The sequence below is a fragment of the Sphingopyxis flava genome (assembly GCF_900168005.1).
GTDB classification, from domain to species: domain Bacteria; phylum Pseudomonadota; class Alphaproteobacteria; order Sphingomonadales; family Sphingomonadaceae; genus Sphingopyxis; species Sphingopyxis flava.
Genome location: NZ_FUYP01000012.1, coordinates 72,593 through 89,363 on the forward strand (window position 1 = coordinate 72,593; position 16,771 = coordinate 89,363).

The 16,771-nt window shown below is 65.6% G+C and carries 17 protein-coding genes; 10 read left to right on the forward strand and 7 right to left on the reverse strand.

The features are described 5' to 3' along the window. Positions 1-177 precede the first annotated feature (177 nt). Both B5X69_RS11365 and B5X69_RS11370 read right to left on the reverse strand, forming a co-directional pair. Positions 178-1,488, reverse strand: a complete 1,311-nt coding sequence (locus B5X69_RS11365; RefSeq protein WP_079638820.1) for a glutamate--tRNA ligase — start codon at positions 1,486-1,488, stop codon at positions 178-180. Positions 1,489-1,523: 35 nt separating this feature from the next. Next, a complete protein-coding gene (locus B5X69_RS11370) occupies positions 1,524-3,185 on the reverse strand; it encodes an NAD+ synthase (RefSeq protein WP_079638874.1) in 1,662 nt (553 codons plus the stop codon). A gap of 181 nt (positions 3,186-3,366) precedes the next feature. On the opposite strand from B5X69_RS11370, the gene B5X69_RS11375 reads away from it, so the two are divergent. Further along, positions 3,367-4,302 carry a ribose-phosphate pyrophosphokinase gene (locus B5X69_RS11375; protein ID WP_079638821.1) on the forward strand — a complete coding sequence of 312 codons (936 nt, stop codon included), beginning with the start codon at positions 3,367-3,369 and terminating at the stop codon, positions 4,300-4,302. A gap of 178 nt (positions 4,303-4,480) precedes the next feature. Here B5X69_RS11375 and B5X69_RS21475 read toward each other — a convergent pair whose 3' ends face one another. Together B5X69_RS21475 and B5X69_RS11385 are read right to left on the reverse strand one after the other, a co-directional pair. Continuing rightward, the gene (locus tag B5X69_RS21475; RefSeq protein WP_176141581.1) at positions 4,481-4,639 is read right to left on the reverse strand and encodes a hypothetical protein; all 159 of its coding nucleotides are present in this window, start codon (positions 4,637-4,639) and stop codon (positions 4,481-4,483) included. 66 nt (positions 4,640-4,705) lie between these two features. After that, the gene (locus B5X69_RS11385) at positions 4,706-5,248 is read right to left on the reverse strand and encodes a TetR/AcrR family transcriptional regulator (protein ID WP_079638823.1); all 543 of its coding nucleotides are present in this window, start codon (positions 5,246-5,248) and stop codon (positions 4,706-4,708) included. Positions 5,249-5,365: 117 nt separating this feature from the next. Here B5X69_RS11385 and hisN point away from each other — a divergent pair, with 117 nt between their 5' ends. From hisN to B5X69_RS11430, 9 genes are all read left to right on the forward strand, one after another. Further along, positions 5,366-6,148 (forward strand): histidinol-phosphatase, encoded by a 783-nt coding sequence (hisN, locus tag B5X69_RS11390; RefSeq protein WP_079638824.1) that lies wholly within the window; start codon positions 5,366-5,368, stop codon positions 6,146-6,148. A 15-nt stretch (positions 6,149-6,163) separates the two neighbouring features. Continuing rightward, positions 6,164-6,514, forward strand: coding sequence for a GFA family protein (locus B5X69_RS11395; RefSeq protein ID WP_079638825.1), 351 nt, complete (start codon positions 6,164-6,166; stop codon positions 6,512-6,514). A 141-nt stretch (positions 6,515-6,655) separates the two neighbouring features. After that, a complete protein-coding gene (rpmI, locus tag B5X69_RS11400; RefSeq protein ID WP_053555918.1) occupies positions 6,656-6,859 on the forward strand; it encodes a 50S ribosomal protein L35 in 204 nt (67 codons plus the stop codon). Between the two features lie 13 nt (positions 6,860-6,872). Next, positions 6,873-7,238 carry a 50S ribosomal protein L20 gene (rplT, locus tag B5X69_RS11405; RefSeq protein ID WP_079638826.1) on the forward strand — a complete coding sequence of 122 codons (366 nt, stop codon included), beginning with the start codon at positions 6,873-6,875 and terminating at the stop codon, positions 7,236-7,238. Positions 7,239-7,567: 329 nt separating this feature from the next. Continuing rightward, positions 7,568-8,479 carry a helix-turn-helix domain-containing protein gene (locus tag B5X69_RS11410; protein ID WP_079638827.1) on the forward strand — a complete coding sequence of 304 codons (912 nt, stop codon included), beginning with the start codon at positions 7,568-7,570 and terminating at the stop codon, positions 8,477-8,479. Between the two features lie 152 nt (positions 8,480-8,631). Further along, a complete protein-coding gene (gene pheS / locus B5X69_RS11415; RefSeq protein WP_079638828.1) occupies positions 8,632-9,732 on the forward strand; it encodes a phenylalanine--tRNA ligase subunit alpha in 1,101 nt (366 codons plus the stop codon). Beyond that, complete coding sequence (pheT, locus tag B5X69_RS11420) at positions 9,729-12,116, forward strand: phenylalanine--tRNA ligase subunit beta (protein WP_079638829.1); 2,388 nt, start codon at positions 9,729-9,731, stop codon at positions 12,114-12,116. Before pheS ends, pheT begins: the two co-directional genes overlap by 4 nt. Before the next feature lie 158 nt (positions 12,117-12,274). Further along, a complete protein-coding gene (gene msrB, locus B5X69_RS11425; protein ID WP_079638830.1) occupies positions 12,275-12,679 on the forward strand; it encodes a peptide-methionine (R)-S-oxide reductase MsrB in 405 nt (134 codons plus the stop codon). Positions 12,680-12,862: 183 nt separating this feature from the next. Then, complete coding sequence (locus B5X69_RS11430; protein ID WP_139375764.1) at positions 12,863-14,947, forward strand: transglycosylase domain-containing protein; 2,085 nt, start codon at positions 12,863-12,865, stop codon at positions 14,945-14,947. On the opposite strand, the gene B5X69_RS11435 is transcribed toward B5X69_RS11430, so the two are convergent. Genes B5X69_RS11435 through B5X69_RS11445 form a run of 3 tightly spaced genes read right to left on the reverse strand, consistent with a single transcriptional unit; the run spans position 14,937 to position 16,736 of the window. Then, a complete protein-coding gene (locus B5X69_RS11435) occupies positions 14,937-15,665 on the reverse strand; it encodes a M48 family metallopeptidase (RefSeq protein ID WP_079638832.1) in 729 nt (242 codons plus the stop codon). The genes B5X69_RS11430 and B5X69_RS11435 overlap by 11 nt on opposite strands. Continuing rightward, entirely contained in the window at positions 15,655-16,104 is a 450-nt protein-coding gene (locus B5X69_RS11440; protein WP_079638833.1) for a YcgN family cysteine cluster protein, read from the reverse strand. The genes B5X69_RS11435 and B5X69_RS11440 overlap by 11 nt, the downstream gene beginning before the upstream one ends. Beyond that, positions 16,092-16,736: an SCO family protein gene (locus B5X69_RS11445; protein WP_139375765.1), complete on the reverse strand. Its 645-nt coding sequence runs from the start codon at positions 16,734-16,736 to the stop codon at positions 16,092-16,094. The genes B5X69_RS11440 and B5X69_RS11445 overlap by 13 nt, the downstream gene beginning before the upstream one ends. Positions 16,737-16,771: the final 35 nt, after the last annotated feature.

Below are 16,771 nucleotides of genomic sequence, written 5' to 3' on the forward strand. Positions count from 1 at the left end.
CCCCGATCAATGCTGACACGCGGATGTCAGCGAACGTGCCGCGCAATATCAGGAAGGATCCAGGGCGTGTGATAATATAACATCACTCTCCTTGTCAATCGGAGACAGAAAGCGCGAGGCGTCATCCCCGAATGAGGATCCGCGTCAGCATGGGGAGCGGGAGGGAGCCGGCCGAGATTAGACGGCTGCGAGGCGCGCGGCGGCTTCCGCTTTCGCGATGAGCGGAAGCAGTTCGCGCATGTCGGGGCCGTGGTCGCGCCCGGTAAGCGCGCGGCGGAGAGGGAGGAACAAGGCCCGGCCGCTTGCCCCCGTCGCCGCTTTCACGGAGTCTGTCAGCGCGCCCCATGGATCGGCGGACCAGTCCAGCGAATCCACCACCGCGGCTGCGGCGGCGAGCACGGGGCGGTCCGCGGAATCGGGTACAGGCGGTGCGAAGGGCCCGTCGAAGATTGCCGCCCAGTCCGCCGCTTCAGCAACGGTCATCAGGTTCGGTCGGATCGCATTCCAGCGGGCTTCGTCGATCGCCGCGGGCAGTCGCGGCGCGACCGCATGATAATCGGTGTGATGGAGGATCTTCTGGTTGAGCAGCGCAAGCTCGGTTTCATCGAAACGCGCGGGCGCGCGCCCGAAGCGCGCAAAATCGATGCCCGCAATCAGCGGCGCGAGGCTTGTCACCGGCTCGACCGGATCGCTTGTCCCGAGCCGCGCCAGCAGTGCCGCGAGGGCGATCGGCTCAATCCCCGCGTCGCGCAATTGCCCCATGCCAAGCGCGCCGAGCCGCTTCGACAGTTTGCCCTCGGTGCCGACGAGCAGCGCCTCGTGCCCAAATTGCGGGGGCTCGGCGCCCAGCGCGGCGAACATCTGGATTTGCGTCGCGGTGTTCGAAACATGGTCCTCGCCGCGTACAACATGGCTGATCCCCATCGCGATATCGTCAATGACGCTGGGGAGAAGATAGAGCCAGCTGCCGTCGGCGCGCCGCACCACGGGGTCGGAGAGCGTCTTCGGGTCGAAATTCTGCGGCCCGCGAACCAGATCGATCCATGCGATCGGCGCGTCATGATCGAGCCGGAAGCGCCAGTGCGGCGCGGCGCCGTCGGGCGCCGGCGCGCCTGCAGGCTTGCGCTCATAGACCGGCGGCAAGCCCCGGGAGAGGAGGATTTTGCGGCGGACTTCCAGCTCCTCGGGGGTCTCGTAGCAGGCATAGACGCGCCCCGCCGCCTTCAGCTTCTCAAATTCGGCCTCATAGAGGGGGAAGCGTTCCGACTGGCGTTCCTCGCCGTCGACATCGAGTCCCAGCCACGCGAGGTCCGCGCGAATGCCTTCGACATATTCCTCCTTCGACCGCTCAAGATCGGTGTCGTCGATGCGGAGCAGAAAGCGCCCCCCATGCTTGCGCGCCCACATCCAGTTGTGGAGCGCGGTGCGAACATTGCCGACGTGGAGGTGGCCGGTCGGCGAGGGGGCGAAGCGGGTGGTGACGGTCATGGCGCGCCTATAGCCCGATTCGCCGTGAAGGCGAGTCAGCCCGTCCGGAATCCGTGACTGATCGGATAGCGGCGATCGCGCCCGAAGTTGCGGGTCGACAGCTTGACACCGGGCGGCGCCTGGCGGCGTTTATATTCAGCGATCATCAGCAGCCGCTCGATCCGCGCCACCGCGTCGCGCTCGAAACCATAGCGTTCGACCACATCGTCGACGCTCGCTTCTTCTTCGACGAGCATGTGGAGCATCCGGTCCAGATCGGCATAGGGTGGCAGGCTGTCCTCATCCTTCTGGTCGGGGCGAAGCTCGGCACTGGGCGGCTTGCTGATGATCGACTCGGGCATCACCGGCGTCACCGGGTTGCGCGATAGACGCGGGAGATTCGCGTTACGCCATTTCGCGACGGCAAAGACGGTTGTCTTATAGGCGTCCTTCAGCGGATTGTAGCCGCCCGCCATGTCGCCATAGATGGTCGCATAGCCGACGCTCATCTCGCTCTTGTTGCCGGTGGTGAGCAGCATCGGGCCGAATTTGTTGCTGAGGGCCATCAAGGTGACGCCGCGGATGCGCGACTGGACATTCTCCTCGGTGGTGTCGGGGGTTCGGCCGGCAAAGGTGCCGCTCAGCATCGCGTCGAACGCATCGATCGCATCGACGATCGGGATCGTATCGAGGCGGCAGCCGATCATCGCCGCGCAGGCGGCCGCATCCTCAAGGCTCGCCGGGCTGGTAAAGCGGCTGGGCAGCATGACGCTCCAGACCTTGTCGGGACCAAGCGCATCGGCGGCAATGGCGGCGCAGAGCGCTGAGTCGATCCCGCCCGAAAGTCCCAGCACGACGCCCGGGAAACGGTTGCGCTCGACATAGTCGCGCAGGCTGAGGATCATTGCGCTGTAGATGTCGGCGGGGTGCGCCTCCCACTCGGCAATCGCACCGGCCTCGCAAGTCCAACCGGTCCCGCGCTTCGTCCAGCGGGTGACGCGCTCCTCCTCCTCCCAGTCCACAAGCCGGTGCGCGGGGCGTCCGTCGGCATTGAGGATGAAGGAGCAGCCGTCGAACACCAGTTCATCCTGTCCGCCGACACGGTTGAGAAAAATGAGGGGCAACCGGGTTTCGGCGACCCGCGCACCGAAGACCTGGCTGAGCCGCCGGTCGTCCTTGTCGATCTCATAGGGGCTGCCGTTGACCGAGATCAGAAGCTCAGCGCCCTGTGCTGCGAGGTGTCCGCAAACGGTCGGGAACCAGCCGTCCTCGCAGATCGGCAGGCCAAGCTTCACCCCGCGCCATTCAACAATCTCGGGAAGCGGACCGGAAGCAAAGACGCGCTTTTCGTCAAAGGTCCCATAGTTCGGAAGCTCATGCTTGCGCCGCGTCGCCACGACGCGACCTTCATCGAGCAGGGCAACGATATTGTAGAGCCGCCCCTCGTCGTCGCGCTCAACCGAGCCTACGAGCATCGCCGGGCCGCCGGCAGCGGTCTCGGCCGCGAGGTCGGTGAGCATCGCCCGCGCCCGCTCGGCGAGCGCGGGCTTCAGCACCAGATCCTCGGGCGGATAGCCAACAAGCTGCAGTTCGGGAAAGACAATAAGGTCAGCGGCCTCATGCCGCGCGCGCACTGCGCGCATCGCGGCAGCGTTGGCGGCAAGGTCGCCGACGACCTGGGTCATCTGGGACAGAACGATAAGGAGCTCGGTTGTCATGCCGAGGGTGTAGGCGCAACCGCCCTGCCCGTTCAACCGAAGAGAAGCGTCCCCGGCCTCGGCCCCGACCGTCCTTGGTCGGCGGCGCCGGGCAGCGCGATACTTTACCCCCTTCCCCTTCGCCCGCCTGCTGGTTAAGGGGGCCCGCAATTCCACCCCGCGCGAAAGGGCGTCGCACCCCATGAAACTCATCTCCGGCAACAGCAACCTGCCGCTGGCCCGTGCGATCGCCGATTATCTCGAGCTACCGCTGACCGATACCAGCGTACGCCGCTTTGCTGACGAGGAAGTTTTCGTCGAGATTCACGAGAATGTCCGCGGCCAGGATGTGTTCGTCGTGCAGCCCACCAACTTCCCGGCGAACGACAATTTGATGGAGCTGCTGATCTTGACCGATGCGCTACGACGCGCCTCGGCGAAGCGAATCACGGCAGTCATCCCCTATTTTGGCTACGCCCGTCAGGACCGGAAGCCCGGGCCGCGCACCCCGATTTCGGCAAAGCTGGTCGCGAACCTCATCACCACCTCGGGCGCCGACCGCGTCCTCGCCATCGACCTGCACGCCGGACAGATCCAGGGCTTTTTCGACATTCCGACCGACAATCTCTATGCCGCGCCGGTGATGAGCGCCGACATTCAGGCGCGCTTCGCTGGCAAGAATCTGATGGTCGTGTCCCCGGACGTGGGCGGCGTGGTGCGCGCGCGCGCGCTCGCCAAGCGCCTCGACAACGCCCCGCTCGCAATCGTCGACAAGCGGCGCGAGCGCGCGGGCGAGTCGGAAGTGATGAACATCATCGGCGACGTCGCTGGGCGCTTCTGCATATTGATCGACGACATCGTCGACTCGGCGGGAACACTCTGCAACGCCGCTGCAGCGCTGCGAGCCGCGGGCGCCGAGGGCGTCGTTGCCTATTGCACGCACGGCGTCCTGTCAGGCGGCGCGGTCGCGCGTGTCGATGCAAGTGAGCTGACAGAGCTCGTCATCACCGACTCGATCCAGCCGACCGACGCGGTGAACGATAGCAAGAAGGTTCGCGCGCTGACCGTCGCGCCGCTGCTTGGCGAAGCCATCAAACGCATCGCTGACGAAACAAGCGTCTCCTCGCTGTTCGACTGATGTCCCGCTATCCGGCCTCATTCAGGTGACATCTTTTCTGGGTGTCGCCGCGATGAAGCCTGCGCTGACCTTTTTCCCGAGCCGCTGGTTTCATTCTCTGCAAGGGCGAGGGCGGCTGTCGAACGGGAATCGCATCACCTTTCGCTTGCTCGATCTGGAGACAGGCGCGCGCAAACCGTCAGGCTGCGCGCATGACCATGTCGATGAGGCCGACGCCGACGGGCTCTTTGCCGAACTGGAATCCCGGCTTCGCGGACTCCCCGCCGAGCGTTGCCGCCCGCCCCGCGAGCAACTTCATGGCCAGCGCGGATTCTGAGTGGGCGACCCGGAAAGCCAATCGGATCTCCTTTGGGCAGGGGTGGGCGGCAACGCTGACCAGCGGGCGAGCCCGTCGACCTCTCGATCAACGCGCCACGAGCGCGCCGGCTATATGGTCGAGTTGGCGGCGGAAGCTCTTATGGTCTGGGACAGCATGAACCAGCCCGCGGGCCGTCCAGCACAGTGCCTGCGCCATGCTGCCCGCACGCGGCACAGCGGACCCCGGGCCGCTGAGCCGAATCGCCTCGGTCATCGCCGCGACGAGCCGCCGTTCGGCGATCCGCACCGCTTCTGGCGGGTGAGGCTGCATGACAGCGACTATTTCTACCCCGAGGGGCGAGGCGTGGAGCGCATCACGGTGTCGCCCGACCCAGGCGTCGAGAGAATCGGCGAGTCGATCGGCGAGCGTCCGCGCCGGCTGCTCGAGCGCCCGCAGCGCCTCGCTAAGCGAGCGGTCTATGAGCGCCTGCACCGCCCAGCGCGCGAGGGCGTCCTTCGACCCGAAGTGGTTGTAGAGGGACTGGCGCGACACGCCGAGCGCCTGCGCGAGATCGGTCATCGAGGTGCGGCGCAGCCCGTAACGCGCAAAGGTCGCGATGACAGGATCGAGAGGAAAGCTTTCGGCCATTCGGGCACGAATGTACAGATTATATAAGAATTGTAAAACAGGTCAAAATCCTCTTCCGCTCGGCGTGGGCGCGGTTGAGGCTGGCGGGTTCGGCGCGGCTCGGCTAGCGCTGCGCACATGTCGCTCGAATCCGATCTCGCGCTTGCCAACCGCCTCGCCGATGCAGCGGGCGCGGCCATCCGCCCCTTCTTCCGTGCCGACTGTGCGCACGAGGCAAAGGCCGACGCTTCGCCCGTGACCGACGCCGACCGCAGCGCCGAGACAGCGATGCGCCGCTTGCTGGAGGCCGAGGCGCCGCGCGACGGTATCATCGGTGAGGAATTTGGTACCGAGCGCGCCGGCGCCGCGCGTCAGTGGGTGCTCGACCCGATCGACGGCACGGTCAGCTTCATGGCGGGGCGGCCAATCTTTGGTACGCTGATCGCGCTTTTGCAGGACGGCTGGCCGATACTCGGCATCATCGACCAACCTATCGCTGGCGAACGCTGGGTGGGCGCGGCAGGTCGGCCGACACTGTTCAACGGCAAGGTCGCAGGGACGCGCACCTGCCGCAGTCTCGCCGATGCGACCCTCGCAACGACAGGGCCGCAATATTTTGCCGATCATGACGGCGAGCATTTCATGGCGCTCGCCGCGCAGACCGCACACAAGCGCATGGTGTTCGGCGGCGACTGTTATAATTATGGTCTGCTCGCAAGCGGCCATGTCGACCTGGTTGTCGAGGCGGGGCTAAAGCTTCATGATTTCGCCGCGCTGGTGCCGGTGGTCGAGGGCGCAGGCGGGACGATGTGCGACTGGAATGGCGAGCCGCTCCACGCCGAGAGCGACGGCCATGTCGTCGCGCTGGGGGATCCAGCGCGGCTCGAGGACGTTATCGAAGGGCTCGCCTGCAACCACTGACCGGGAGGATCGACCATGGCCTATGACGGAAGCTGCCACTGCGGCGCGGTAACCTTTACAGTCGAGGGCGAAATTCCCGGGACAGCAATGAGCTGCAACTGTTCGCATTGCCGGCGCAAGGGCTTTTTGCTGAGCTTCGTGCCGGTCGACCAATTCCGCCTCAAAAGCGGGTCCGACAAGCTCAAGACATATCGGTTCCACAAGCATAATATCGACCACCAGTTCTGCACCGAGTGCGGGTGCCAGGGCTTTTCCGTCGGCACCGGCCCCGATGGGTCGAAGATGGCTGCAGTGAACCTGCGCTGCGTTCCCGACGCCGACCTTGAGGCGCTGCATATTCAGAAGGTCGATGGGGCGAGCTTCTGAACGACGCGCGCGCACGAGCCTGCAAAGATCGCTATGCTTGCTTTTCCGCGCGAATCCCCCTAAGCGCGCGCCTTCCGATTGTGTCGGCTGGCTACAAGGGCTGCCAGGCCGGTACCAAACGGACTTCCAAAGGAGACCAAAATGCCCAAATTGAAGACCAAGAGCGGTGTGAAGAAGCGCTTCAAATTCACCGCCTCGGGCAAGGTGAAGCACGGCGTCGCCGGCAAGCGCCACCGCCTGATCAGCCACAATTCAAAATATATCCGCACCAACCGCGGCACCAGCGTGCTCAGCGATTCGGACGCGGCCCATGTGCGCCTCTGGGCGCCCTACGGCCTGAAGTAAGGAGCGCCAGAGCATGTCACGCATCAAACGCGGCACGACGACGCGCGCCAAGCACAGCCGGATCCTGAAGCAGGCGAAGGGCTATTACGGTCGCCGCAAGAACACGATCCGTATTGCCAAGCAGGCCGTCGAAAAGGCGGGTCAGTACGCTTATCGCGACCGCAAGGTGAAGAAGCGGAGCTTCCGCGCACTGTGGATCCAGCGCATCAATGCAGCGGTCCGCGCCGAGGGTCTAACCTATTCGCAGTTCATGCACGGCGTGAAACTGGCGGGGATCGAACTCGATCGCAAGGTCATGGCCGACCTCGCGATGAATGAAGGCGGGGTGTTCACCGCGATCATCGCGCAGGCGAAGGCAGCGCTGCCCAAGGCAGCCTGAACTTCAGCTGCATTGCCCAATCAAAAGGGGCGGTCCCGGCGGGCCGCCCCTTTTCACATGCGCATGGCCCCAAAATGAGACGGCGCCGGAGGCGAACCTCCCGCGCCGTCTCGGCAATGATCCGCGAGGATTCATCGCCCCCTCCCTCCGAACCGATAAGCCGTGGGTCGCAGAAAGCTGGACGGCCGGCGGAAGTTCCCCACAATTTGGCACAAGGCGTGCCCACAGGCGCCGACCCATAGCGTCCCATGGCCGGAAAAAATTGTAAGAATCCGACAAGCGCCCGCCTAGCTTGTTGTCTTTTCCGAGGAACCTGACACCATCACCCGATGACGGTGGGGAAGTGTATCGCCGCGGCCGGACCGGGTAGAGCGGAAACGCGCGTCGCCACGCGCTTCTTTCCCGTGTCCGCAGCACTGCGCCCCTATGCCAGCATCATCTATCTGACGGAGGTAGACGCGCCTCCCGGCGAACGGGTGGAGGATTATCTCCACCCCGAATGGGCCAATCTGCGCTTCATCGCAGGTGAGCCGCCGCTGGCGGCTATCGCGGGTGCAACTCCCGCAACCGCCCCAGCCTTCATCGCGGCAGGCCCGACGAGCATGGCGACTTATTTTTCAGCGGGAACGATGCGCGCCTGGGGCATTGGCCTGCTTCCGATGGGATGGGCCAAATTTGTTCCATTATCCGCCGAGGCGCTCGCCGATCGTTTCTGCGACGGCGCCGCGCATCCTGCCTTCGCCGCCTTTGCGCCGCTCGGGCTCCGGCTTGCCGCAGCCACCAGCCCCGAAGAGGACGCGCGCACGATCGATGAGCATCTCGTCGGGCTGCTTGCCGAGGCGCCTCCCGACGATCCTGCGATCTTCGCCGCGCATCGCGCGCTGGTCGACGACGATCTGCGCAGTGTCGCCGACCTTGCAGCCGCGCTCAATCTTTCCGAGCGCTCGGTTGAACGGCTCAGCCGCCGCGCATTCGGCTTTCCCCCGAAACTGCTGTTACGCCGCCAGCGTTTTCTGCGCAGCCTCGCGCGCTTCATGCTCGACCCGTCGATGGCGTGGACCGCGACGCTCGATCATCATTATCACGACCAGGCGCAGTTCACCCGCGACTTCCAGCGCTTCATGGGGATGAGCCCGCGCGTGTATGCAGCGCGCCCCAAGCCCATCCTCGGCGCCGCCGCGCTCGCCCGCGCCGCTGCCGCAGGGGAGGCTGTCCAGGGATTGCACCGTCCGCAGGGCTAGAGCGCCGCGCCAAGCTTGGGGTTGACCCGCCCGGCTGCTTCGGTGCAAGCGGCGGCGGGCCGACAGCGGGTCTTCCGCCGCCAGCAGCTCGACAAACCAGGCATGATACGTGGCGGCGCCGCCTGCGCACCGCCGCCGCAGGACGAACGACGATGAGTGATTATCCGGCATTGCAGGCCCGGCTCGTGGCCGACATCGGCGCGGCACCCGACCTCGATGCGCTCGAATCGCTGCGTGTCGCCGCGCTCGGAAAGACGGGCAGCGTTTCAGCGCTTCTGAAGACGCTGGGCGCGATGAGCACCGAGGAGCGGCAGGAGCAGGGGCCGCAGATCCACGCACTGCGCGAGGCCGTCACCACCGCAATCGCCGAGCGCAAAGCCGCGCTCGAAGGCGCCGCGCTCGAAGCCAAGCTTGCGGATGAGCGGCTCGACATGACCCTCCCCGCCGCCGAGACCCCGCGGGGAAGTGTCCATCCGGTGAGCCAGGTGATGGACGAACTGGCGGAAATTTTCGCCGACATGGGCTTCGCGGTCGCGACAGGCCCCGAGATCGAGGACGACTGGCGCAATTTCACTGCGCTCAATATTCCCGAAACGCACCCCGCCCGCGCGATGCACGACACCTTCTATTTTCCATCGCAAATGAAAGATGCCGAGGGCCGCGCGATGTTGCTGCGGACGCACACATCGCCGGTGCAGATCCGGACGATGATGGAAAAAGCGCCTCCCATCAGAATCATAGCGCCGGGCCGTGTCTATCGCAGCGACAGCGACGCGACGCATACGCCGATGTTCCACCAGGTGGAAGGCCTCGTCATTGACCGCGGCATCCACATGGGGCACCTCAAGTGGACGCTCGAGACCTTCCTCAAAGCCTATTTCGAGCGCGACGACATCGTGCTGCGACTGCGCCCGTCCTATTTCCCTTTCACCGAGCCGTCGGCGGAAGTCGATGTCGGTTATGCTGTCGAAAAGGGTCGCCGTATCGTTGGCGGGTCGGGCGACGACGAAGGCCATGCGTGGATGGAACTGCTCGGCAGCGGCATGGTCAACCGCCACGTCATCGCCAATTGCGGGCTTGATCCCGATGAATGGCAGGGCTTCGCTTTCGGCGCCGGCATCGATCGGCTCGCAATGCTCAAATATGGCATGGACGATCTGCGCGCCTTCTTCGACGGCGACCTCCGCTGGCTGTCGCATTATGGGTTTGGCGCTCTGTCGGTCCCGACGCTTTCCGGGGGGATTTCGGCATGAAGATCACGCTTGATTGGCTTCGCCAACATCTCGATGGCGATTTCGCCGTGGACGACGTCGTTGCGGCCCTGAATCGCATCGGCCACGAGGTCGAGGGCGTCGAATATCCCGCCGAGAAGTTCGCAGGATTTCGCGTCGCCAAAGTGCTGACCGCCGAAAAGCATCCGCAGGCAGACAAGCTGCAGGTGCTCAGCGTCGATACCGGCGAGGGCGGCGCGCCGATCACGGTCGTCTGCGGTGCCCCCAATGCGCGCGCGGGTCTTGTCGGCGTACTCGGCCTGCCGGGAGCAGTCGTTCCCGCCACCAAGTTGGTGCTGAAGGTCGCCGCCGTGCGCGGCGTTGAATCGAACGGGATGATGTGCTCGACGCGCGAGCTTGAGCTAGGCGACGACCATGATGGGATCATCGAGCTGCCTGCCGACGCGCCAGTCGGGACGCCCTTCGCAGACTATTCGGGCGTCGATGACCCGGTGATCGAGGTTTCGATCACGCCGAACCGGCAGGATTGCATGGGCGTGCGCGGAATTGCGCGCGACCTTGCCGCCGCTGGGCTCGGCACACTGAAGCCGCTCGACGTCCCGACGATCGAGGGCGAGGACGCGCCCGCGACCGAAATCCGGACCGACGACCCCGATGGCTGCCCGGCGTTTTACGGCCGCACGATCCGCGGCGTCACCAACGGCACCGCCCCCGAATGGATGCGGCGCCGGCTGGAGGCAATCGGGCAGCGTTCGATCTCCGCGCTCGTCGACATCAGCAATTATGTGATGTTTGACCTCGGCCGTCCGAGCCACATCTATGACCGCGCCAAGCTGTCGGGCGCACTCGTCGCTCGGCGCGCGCGCGCGGGCGAAACGGTCACGGCGCTCAATGGCAAGGACTATCGTCTGACCGACACGATGACAGTGATCGCCGACGACAATGGCGTCCACGACATCGCCGGCATCATGGGCGGCGAACATTCGGGGTGCAGCGAAACGACGACCGACGTGCTCGTAGAAATCGCCTGGTTCACCCCTGAGCGTATCGCGCTCACCGGTCAGGCACTTGGCCTGACGAGCGATGCGCGCAGCCGATTCGAGCGCGGCGTCGACCCGGCTTTCCTCGACGATGCGACCGCGATTGTCACCGGTCATATTCTCAACCTGTGCGGCGGCACCCCCTCGACCGTGACGCGCGCGGGAACGCCGCCCGTCGCCTCTCGGCACATCGATTATGACCCAGCGCTTGCGCAAGCGCTGGGCGGCGTCGCTATTCCGGAGGACCGACAGCGCGCGATCCTCGAGGCGCTGGGCTTCACCATCATGGAGCTGGGGGCGCTGTGGCATGTCACCGTGCCGAGCTGGCGCCGCGACATGGATGGCCCCCCTGACATCGTCGAGGAGGTCGTGCGCATTCACGGGTTCGAGGCGATTCCGTCGACCCCGCTGCCGCGCGCCGAGGGCGTCGCAAAGCCGACCGCTACCACCGAGCAATTGATCGAGCGCCGCCTTCGCCGCGCTGCTGCAGCTGCAGGTTTTCACGAAGCAGTGACCTGGAGCTTCGTTTCGGAGCGGGAGGCAGCCCCCTTCGGCGGCGGGGCGTGGTCGCTCGCCAATCCGATCAGCGAGGATATGAAGGTCATGCGTCCCTCGCTGCTCCCGGGCCTGCTTTCGGCAGCAGCGCGCAACCAGAATCGCGGCGCCGCGAGCATCCGTCTGTTCGAGATCGGCCGGCGCTACCTCGCCGATGCCGAGCGTCCCACGCTCGCAGTGCTGATGACCGGCGAGAAGCGCGCGCGCGATTGGCAGACGGGGAAGGCCGCGCCTTTTGACGCCTTTGACGCAAAGGCCGCCGCGCTCACGCTGCTCGAGGCCGCGGGGGCACCCGCCGATCGGCTGCAGGTCATGGCGGCCAACGCCGAAGGCGCGATCTGGCATCCCGGCCAGTCAGCAACGCTGCGTCTCGGCCCCAAGGCAGTGCTCGCCGAATTCGGCGCGCTCCACCCCGCGCTGACCCGGCATTTCGACGTTGCGGGCCCGGTGATGGCGGCGCAGATCTTTCTCGATGCGATCCCCGCGAAACGCGCGAGCGGTCCGGCTCGCGCGGCCTTCATGCCGCCGGCGCTGCAATCGGTGCGCCGCGACTTTGCCTTCCTCGCCCCCGACACACTCGCCGCGGCGGACCTCGTCCGCGCGATCCGCGGTGCCGACAAGACGAACATCGTCAACGTACGCCTGTTCGACCGCTTTGCGGGTGAGGGCGTCCCCGAGGGTCAGCTGAGCCTCGCGGTAGAGGTCGAGCTGCAGCCACAAGACAAGAGCTTCACCGATCCCGAGCTCAAGGCGATTGCCGACAAGGTGGTCGCCGCGGCTGCGAAACTGGGCGCCGCGCTGCGGGGCTAGCCACCATGCTTGCGAGCGTCTGCCGTCGCTGATCACCGCAAGGCGGCCCCACCGCATCGACAGCAGGGACAGACGGCCCTTGCGACGGAACGGCCGCGGGACGATATGAGGGACAGAACGGCGTTCCGGCATCGGACGCGCCCAGAGGAGTTCATGCCATGACCGATCCCAGAGCCGACCGCGACCTTGATCCGATGGCGCGCCATGTGCTGCGTGAAGGTGGCACCGAACGCGCCTTCACTGGTAAATATGTCGATCACAAGGGCGATGGCATTTATCGCTGCGCGGGCTGCGGGGCACCATTGTTCGACAGTCGGACCAAATATGACAGCGGCTCGGGCTGGCCGAGCTACACGGCGCCGGCCACCGAGACCGCGGTGACCGAGTTGACCGACACCAGCCACGGGATGATGCGCACCGAAGTACGCTGCGCGCGGTGCGAAGGCCATCTGGGGCATGTCTTTCCCGACGGACCCGGGCCAGCAGGACTGCGCTATTGCATTAACAGCGCAGCGCTTGACTTCGCCGAGCGCGGGCAGGAAGAGGCAGAGAGCCGGCAATAGCGGAACGCCGCCGGGGGGCCGACGTCAACGGGTCGCACCGGCAGGGGCGCGGCGAGGGAAGGAACAGAGGCTTTGCGCCGCGAAAGACAGCAGGCATCGTCGGGTAAATCACCATCGAGAAGCAAAAAGGGCCGCTCAGCAGGCCGCGGCGAGCCCTCGCGCCTGCGGGTCTGGGTGCGCCGCATGGCCCGCTGGGGCATCGGCCTTGCAATCGTCGCTCTGGTGGCCATCGCGGTCGCGGTTGGAATTGCAGCGCAACGCATTCCAAGCTTTGAGGAACTTAAAAAATCGCCCGCCGGCCAGACCGTGCGCATCCACGCTGCCGATGGCACGATCTTTTTCTCGCTCGGCCCCAATTATGGGCGATGGTTGACCCTGCGCGAAACGCCGAGGGTCATGCAGGACGCAATGGTAGCGGTCGAGGACCGGCGCTTCCGCTACCATCCGGGCGTCGACCCGGTAGGCCTCGCGCGCGCGGGGGTGTTCGCGGTCGAGAATTATGGGAGCGGGCGGCGCATGCAGGGCGCCTCGACGATCACGCAGCAACTCGCGCGTAACGTCTTTCTCTCAAACAGCTACACCTGGTCGCGCAAGCTGCGCGAGATGGTGCTGGCAATGGCGCTCGAATGGAAATTCTCGAAGGACGAGATCCTCGAGCTTTATCTCAACAAGGTTTATTTCGGCGGCGGCAGCTATGGCATCGACGCTGCATCCCGGCGCTTTTTTGGCCATAGCGCGACCGACATGAGCCTGTCGGAAGCCGCGGTAATCGCGGGGCTGGTCAAGGCGCCCTCGCGCTATTCGCCGACAGCCGACGCACAGGCGGCGCTGGGCCGCGCCGGGGTTGTCTTGAATGTCATGGTCGATGCAGGGGTGATCACCCGGGCGCAGGCCGATGCCGCCAAGCCTGCCGACGTGGAGCTGGCGCAGGAAACGGGCCAGAACAGCGCACGCTATTTCACCGACTGGGCGCTGCCGCAGCTCGACATGCTGATCGACGAGGGCAATGAACCAATCGACGTCTATACGACGATCGACCTCGACATGCAGCGCGCGGCGACCGCGGCAATTCAGGCTAATGTCCCAAGCGGGGTACAAGGCGCGCTCGTCTCGCTCGATCGCGACGGCGCGGTGCGGGCGATGGTGGGCGGCTCGGACTATGTCGCGTCGAACTATAATCGAGCGACGCAGGCGGTTCGGCAGCCGGGGTCGGCGTGGAAGCTGTTCGTTTATATGGCAGCGCTGGAGGCGGGCTATAAGGTTGACGACGAAGTGGTCGACGAGCCGGTGACGATAGCCGGCTGGTCGCCCCGCAATTCGTCGGGCCGCTTCGCCGGACCGATGAGCCTGCGCACCGCATTCGCCTATTCGGTCAACACGGTTGCAGCGAAGCTGGGGAGCGAAATCGGTTTTTCGGCAGTCGCCAATATGGCGCGCCGCTTCGGCATCACAACGCCGATCAACACCCATCCCTCGATGGTGCTGGGCAGCGCTGAGGTTCGCGTGATCGACATGACCGCCGCCTTCGCTGCGGTCGCGCGCAGAGGCGTGTCGGTGCATCCCTACGGCATTACCAAGGTGACAACCGCCGACGGCCGCCTCCTCTATCAGCGCAAGCCCGAGGGCGGGCAGCAGCTCGTCGATAGCTGGGTCGCGGCGGGCATCACCGACCTGCTGCAGACTGCGGTCAACACCGGTACCGGGCGCGCGGCGCAGATCGGCCGGCCTGTCGCAGGCAAGACCGGAACAACGTCGAGCAACAAGGACGGCTGGTTCCTGGGCTTTTCGAGCGGGCTGACGACGGGCGTGTGGATGGGCCGCGACGATGCGAAACCCGTCGGCGGGCTGCAGGGGGGGCGGGCGCCTGCCAAGGCCTTTGCCGACTATATGCGCATCGCCGTGGCGCGCCGCCCTGTCGAGGCATTCGATACCGAGGTGAAGCTGCCCGAGTGGCAGCTTGAAGAGGATGACGGTGCCATGTTCGGCGCGCCCGAAGAAGACGGGCTGGTTGACGAGAACGGCATGCCCATCGAGCTGCCCGGCATGGGCCTGCCCCCCGATGACGGCGTCGCGCCGCCGCCTATCGACGACGGGCCCGTTCTCGACCAACAATGGATCGAGGAGCAAACGGGGCGTCGACGTTCACCCGAAGGCAGCGGCGGACCCAAAACCGTTCAACCGCCCCCAGCCCGGCCCGCGCCGCCGGCGGTTCGCATTCCGCCGGCACGCGCGCCGCAGGACAGTGCGGCAGGCGAAGTCAGGCCGTAAAGCGGAAGCGGTGCAGACTGCGGCCTTCACGCCGCAGCCAGCCGCGCGCCGCGGTAACGTCACCGTCGTGGAGCGTATCGACCAGCGCGTGGAATGCCGCGCTGTGGTCCATATGGCGCAGATGCGCGACCTCATGCGCGACGGTTGCGCGCCGGACATGCCCCGGTGCCATGATCAGCCGCCAGCTATAGCGCAGATCGCCCGCATAAGTGCAGCTGCCCCAGCGGCTTCGGGGATCACCGATGCCGACGCGCCCGACCCGCAGCCCGGCCGCCGCGGCAATCTCGCGGCTCTCGCGCTCCATCAGCGCCAGCGCCTCGGTCTTCAACCAGCGCTCGACGCGGCGCCCCACAGTTTCGGCCGGCCCGCCGAGAATGAGGGCATCATCGGTGAGGCACAGCGCCCTGGGGCGTGCTCGATCCCACTCGATGCGACGTTCGATTCCGATGAAGGGAATGCAAGTGCCGGGACCGACGATGACCGGCGCCACCGCCTTGCCGACCTGGGCCGCGATCCACTCATGTTGTTCACCCGCCCATTGCAGGGCCTTGGCGCGGCTCGCACGGTGGGGCAGCGTCAACCGCAGCTCGGCGCGCGCAGCATCGAAAACAAGCCGATAGCGACGCGCTCGCGCATGAGGAACAAGGCGCACCGGCCAGGCCGCCTCACCGATCCGGATATGCGGACCATCGGCCGCGCAGCCCGCTTCAGACGACATGTTGCACCAGATGGTTTTCGAGCGGGCCTGCAACGTCTTCGCTCACCGTCCAGCCGACGATCGATTCGCCCGCGCGGTGCACGGCATCGCGGTCGCCGCAGACCAGATAATGCCACTCGGGCAGCGGCCGTCCCTCGGCGCGCAGGCGGTAGGCGCAGCTTTGCGGAAGCCATTCTATGTCGGCAACCTTGCCCTTGGACAGCGTGAGACAGTCGGGGACATGGCGGCGCCGGTGCTTGTAATCGCCGCAGCGCGCGGTTTTGAGGTCGAGCAGGCGACATGCGACATTGGTCGGATAGATACGGCCCGTCTCCTCATCCTCCAGCTTGTGCAGGCAGCATTTGCCGCATCCGTCGCACAGCGCCTCCCACTCGCCGGCGTCAAGGCTCGCAAGTGGCGCTTCCCAGAAGGGGCGCGCGGCCGGTCTTACTTCACCCATTTCGCGAGCTCGGCGGCGACCTTCTCCGGAGCACCCTCATCGCCATCGGTCGTGGGATCGTCGACCGGCAACATTGCGAGCGGCTTGCCCTCGGGGTCCATCAGAAAAGCAATCTGGGTGTGCGCCATCAGATAGCGATCGGGCGCCGAACCCTCGACCTTGTTGTAGACGACGACGTAGGCTTTGGCGGCCTGCGCGATCTGCTCGGGTGTTCCAGTGAGGCCGAGCAGGCGCGGATGGTAACGGCTGACAAAGGCTCTCAACGCCTCGGGTGTGTCTCGCGCCGGATCGATGGTAATGAACAGCGGCTGCACTCTTGCGCCGCGTTCGGGCGCATCCTTCTCGAACCGGGCGAGCCCACGCATCAGCTTTTGCAGGTCAACGGGACAAATGTCGGGGCAAAAGCTGTAGCCGAAATAGATGAGGCGATACTGGCCGGTGAAATCGCTGTCTTTCACGCTACGGCCGTTCTGATCGGTCAGCGTGAAGGGTCCGCCGATCCGCGCGCCTTCAAGCGGCGGGCTCGCATCGGGAGCAGGCGCGGTACCGTCACAGCCCGCCAGGGCCGCACTGAAAGCGAGGAGCAGGCTTGCACGAAACAGCTTTTGGCCCATATTCACGATATTCATCATCGGGCCAGCCTTGCGGGGGTAGGCGCTGAAAATCA